4 protein-coding genes are annotated in these 3,863 nt (G+C 58.5%); 1 reads left to right on the top strand and 3 read right to left on the bottom strand.

What is annotated here, in order from left to right:
• Positions 1–293 (top strand): HU family DNA-binding protein (locus WCA53_RS04575; RefSeq protein WP_423906035.1); only part of this gene is annotated, 293 nt, incomplete at its 5' end.
• A gap of 874 nt (positions 294–1,167) precedes the next feature.
• Here WCA53_RS04575 and WCA53_RS04570 read toward each other — a convergent pair.
• The 3 genes from WCA53_RS04570 to WCA53_RS04560 form a co-directional block, all read right to left on the bottom strand.
• The gene (locus tag WCA53_RS04570) at positions 1,168–2,469 is read right to left on the bottom strand and encodes an MFS transporter (RefSeq protein ID WP_423906032.1); all 1,302 of its coding nucleotides are present in this window, start codon (positions 2,467–2,469) and stop codon (positions 1,168–1,170) included.
• A 95-nt stretch (positions 2,470–2,564) separates the two neighbouring features.
• Entirely contained in the window at positions 2,565–3,428 is an 864-nt protein-coding gene (locus tag WCA53_RS04565) for a shikimate dehydrogenase family protein (protein ID WP_423906029.1), read from the bottom strand.
• Positions 3,412–3,863: enoyl-CoA hydratase/isomerase family protein (locus WCA53_RS04560; RefSeq protein WP_423906024.1), on the bottom strand; the 452-nt coding region annotated here is incomplete at its 5' end. The genes WCA53_RS04560 and WCA53_RS04565, both read right to left, overlap by 17 nt.

Raw genomic sequence — 3,863 nt, 5'->3', positions numbered from 1 at the left:
CTAAGGCATCGCTGACCATTCACCTGGCCGAGCGCTCGGGCGTGGAGCCGAAGGCGGCCAAGGCGTTGTTGGCAGCCCTCGAGGAAACGGTGCTCGCATCGATTCACAAGAAGGGCGCGAAGGAGTTTACGCTGCCGGGTCTGCTGAAGGTTGTTGCTCAAGACGTGCCGGCAAAGAAGAAGCGCTTCGGCAAGGACCCGTTCTCGGGTGAAGACAAGTGGTTCGCGGCGAAGCCCGCTTCGGTGCGCCTCAAGGTGCGCCCGCTGAAGAAGCTGAAGGACGCCGCGCTGTAAGCGAAATTGTTCCGACGTGATAGCGCCCCTCGCGACAAAAATCCGAGAGGCGTTTTCCATTTTGTACGAGCAGTCTATGGACTCAAGGTCCGAAACCGGGTACCTCCATTTTGGTTTGGTTTTACGATGTGACAGTTTGGACAAATGGCGCTAAAGTTGTCCCGCGAGCACCCGAGCGCTAATCACGCAGTACGTCAATCGGATGCGCTTACGCTCTTCACGAATGAGTTGACGCTGAATTATCAAAGTCCACTGGTTGGGCACATCTGACAAAGGTAAAGCGATGGACTGGCGCCCGGCTCTTAACGGGCCGGCGCATGGAGGCCAGTCCATCTACGGTCCTTGGCTCTCGCTTTCGCGTGCAAATTTGAACGCCGGCTACGTCCCAGGTACCGGACATTCCGGTACAGACTTGATCCGGCAAGTCTTCGGCCTGAGCCGTCATTAGGATGGGCTGGGTTCCACGTCAGCAATGTGGCTGATTGCTGACGATGGCGGCATCGAGCAACCCGACGGCAGCATCCTGCATCAGTGAACTCACACTCCCGACCCAAAGGGGACAGCGATTCCCGATTTATTCAACAGGCTGCTTTGAGCCGTACATCCGCCATCCACGAGGACGCGGCATTCGCGGTCCGTTCTTCTCCGAATCTAAGGCCTCTGCTGTCTGCAATTGCCCGTTAGCCGATTGACGACCCGTCGCGCAACTCGCTTGAAGCAACGAGGAGGACGGTCGGTGAGGGCAAGCAAGGACTACATGTGAGCCCCCAATGCGCGGCTTTCCGGTGATAAAGACGCTAGGCGGATCAGATTGCGATCCGCCTAACCGCCGTCATGTTTCTCGGCTCCGGCCTGCACTCCACCCCCGACTCATTTATCCGCTTGTCTTGGCGCTTAACTGCGTCATATCTACCGTTGTGCTGGAGGCACGTATTGCGCGCATGACGACCCAGGCTACCAGATAGGCAGACCCGCAGATAACGAAGAGGATGTTATAGCCCGCATTGATCTGGCCAAGCAGCTTGAAGTGGTCGAGCAGCGTGCCTACGAGCAAGGGGAACAGCGTTGCTCCTAAGGCACCGGCCAGTCCCCCGATCCCGACGACGGAGCCTACAGCCGCTTTCGGAAACATGTCGGAGGCAGTCGTAAAAAGGTTGGCCGACCACCCCTGGTGAGCCGCGGCAGCGAGGCTCAACAGACCGACCATCGCCCACATGTTGTCGATCCACGGTGAGAAAGCGATCGGTGTCACCAGAAACGCAAGCCCAAGCATCGTTGTCTGACGGGCTTTCGCTATCGACCAGCCCCGCTTGATCAGCGCGGAAGAGACCCAGCCACCGCCGATGCTCCCGATCGAGGTAGCAATATAGACAATGACAAGCGGCAAACCGAGGTTCTTCAGGTCGAGATGGAAGCGCGAGTTAAAGTAGGACGGCAGCCAGAACAGCATGAACCACCAGATGGGATCGGTCAGGAGCTTGCCCGCGAAGAATGTCCATGTCGGGCGCAGCTTCAGCAGTGAGAACCAGTGCACCCCTGCCGACGGAAGCGCAGAAACAGGATCTTCATTGATGAACTCAAGCTCGGCTTTTGAAACCTTCTTGTGTTTCAGGGGCGCCTGATACATCACGTACCAGAAGGCCAGCCAGATGAAGCCCGTCAGACCCGTGACGAAGAAAGCGGCCTCCCAGCCGTACGTCGCGGCGAGCCACGGAACGGCTGCGGGCGCAGCAACGGCACCGATACTTGTGCCTGAGGTGAGTATCCCTACTGCCAGTGCCTGCTCTTTGCGTGGGAACCATTCCGACACGGTTTTCACCGCGCAGGGAAAGCTTCCGGACTCTGAAACACCCAGCAAAGCCCGCATGACTCCAAATCCAAGCGTGCTGCGTACGAGGGCGTGGCCACACGCGGCGATACTCCACAACAGGACACACACGCCGTAGCCGATTTTCACACCTACCTTGTCAACGAGCTTGCCCGAAAGAAGCATGCCGATCGCATAGCAGGCCGTGAAAACCATGACGATGTAACTGTACTGCGTTTCTGTCCAGTCGAACTGCACCGCGAGTACGGGCTTGAGCAGCCCAAGCACCTGCCGGTCCAGATAGTTGATTGTGGTAGCGAAGAAAAGCAGCGCGCAGATGCGCCACCGATAGCTCGAACGATCTTCCATGATTTACTCCTGTCTCCTGATATGCGTTTGCGCCGGTAGCGCCTGTATTGACGCATTCGTTTGCACTGTCGCTGGGTCGATGACGACGTCAGCCCCTACGTTTGCAGCCCCAGAAATCTTGTTATGTGTTCAACAGAGCTCAAAAGGAGATGTCGACCGGGGTGTATTTTCAAACCCTTTGAAGCTGCTCTCGCAAGCAGTACGGTTTTTTCTGGTTTCATGATGAGATCGGCGACCACGGCGTTTTCCCCGACATGCGAGATGTCGACAGGACATGGATCAGTCGTCCGCATGCCGGCCGGTGACGCGTTGATCACGAGATCGTCTCCGGCTGCCGCGACTGCGGCCGTCGTTTCCAACCGGACACGGCAGTACCTTTTCTGCAAGTCGGCGCGCAGCGTTGAGGCCTTGTCCCCGTTGATGTCGGAGATGCGTAAGCAACCAACTCCGGCGGAGCACAGCGCGTTTGATAACGCGCGGCCGGCGCCGCCCGCCGCGCCGACCAGCAGAGCCTGCTTGCCTGCGAGGCTGACACCTTGTTGCTCGAGTCCGGATACAAACCCCGTCCCGTCAAAGTTATCGCCGAGCCATCCGCCGTCAGCCAGTCGTCGGACACAGTTGATCGCACCGATCGCTTCTGCGCGCTCGGTCAGACGCACTCCAGGCAGAACACTCGCGGTCACTTTGTGCGGCACTGTCACAACTACGCCGGCAAGATTGCGTACGGCAGCAAGGCCGCGGAACGCCTCCTGCAAGCCATCGCCGTTCACGTGAGCAGGGACCAGAACGGCATTGATACCGTGTTGTGCAAAGTGAGCGTTGAAGAACTCAGGCGACTTCACCTGCGTAACGGGGTCGGCCACGATAACGACGATTCGGGTGTCTCCGTTTATCGACGTGGACCACGACGCCGATCCACTCCGCTTGGCTGGAAGCAGGTTGTCAATTGAACTTTGCATCGCGCTTTTCCCGGAACGCTGCCACGCCTTCGATTGCATCTGGCGACGCTTTGCAGACTGATGCCGCGAACTCGTGGGCGTATTCGGGCTGACCGGTTTCCATCATCCGGACGAGCCTCTTTCCGACCGACAGTGAAGTTCGCGAGCGTTTCAGCAAGGTTTTGCAGACAGCATCCACACGCGTGCGAAGTTCGTCGGCTGGCAAGGCTTCGTTGACGATTCCCCACGCCGCTGCGCGACTGGTCGTGATGGGATCACCCAGCAGAATCAGTTCGCGCGTACGCGTCGCGCCCACCAGTCCAACGAGTCGTGCGCATCCCATCCAGCCGGGAATGGCACCAACCAATGCCTCAGGGAAACCAACAGTCGCGTCGACGCTCGCGTATCGAAGGTCGCATGCAAGTGCCAGTTCTAGTCCGCCTCCCAGTGCACTCG

Origin of the sequence: Caballeronia sp., from assembly GCF_049581465.1 — a bacterium.
In the GTDB taxonomy this organism is placed as follows: domain Bacteria; phylum Pseudomonadota; class Gammaproteobacteria; order Burkholderiales; family Burkholderiaceae; genus Caballeronia.
The sequence above is the reverse complement of the archived record's forward strand: the minus strand, read 5'-3'. Positions and strand labels throughout refer to the sequence as shown.

Coding starts and splice junctions, on each gene's coding strand:
- WCA53_RS04570 (WP_423906032.1), bottom strand. CDS start 2,469: ATGGAAGATCGTTCGAGCTATCGGTGGCGCATCTGCGCGCTGCTTTTC.
- WCA53_RS04565 (WP_423906029.1), bottom strand. CDS start 3,428: ATGCAAAGTTCAATTGACAACCTGCTTCCAGCCAAGCGGAGTGGATCG.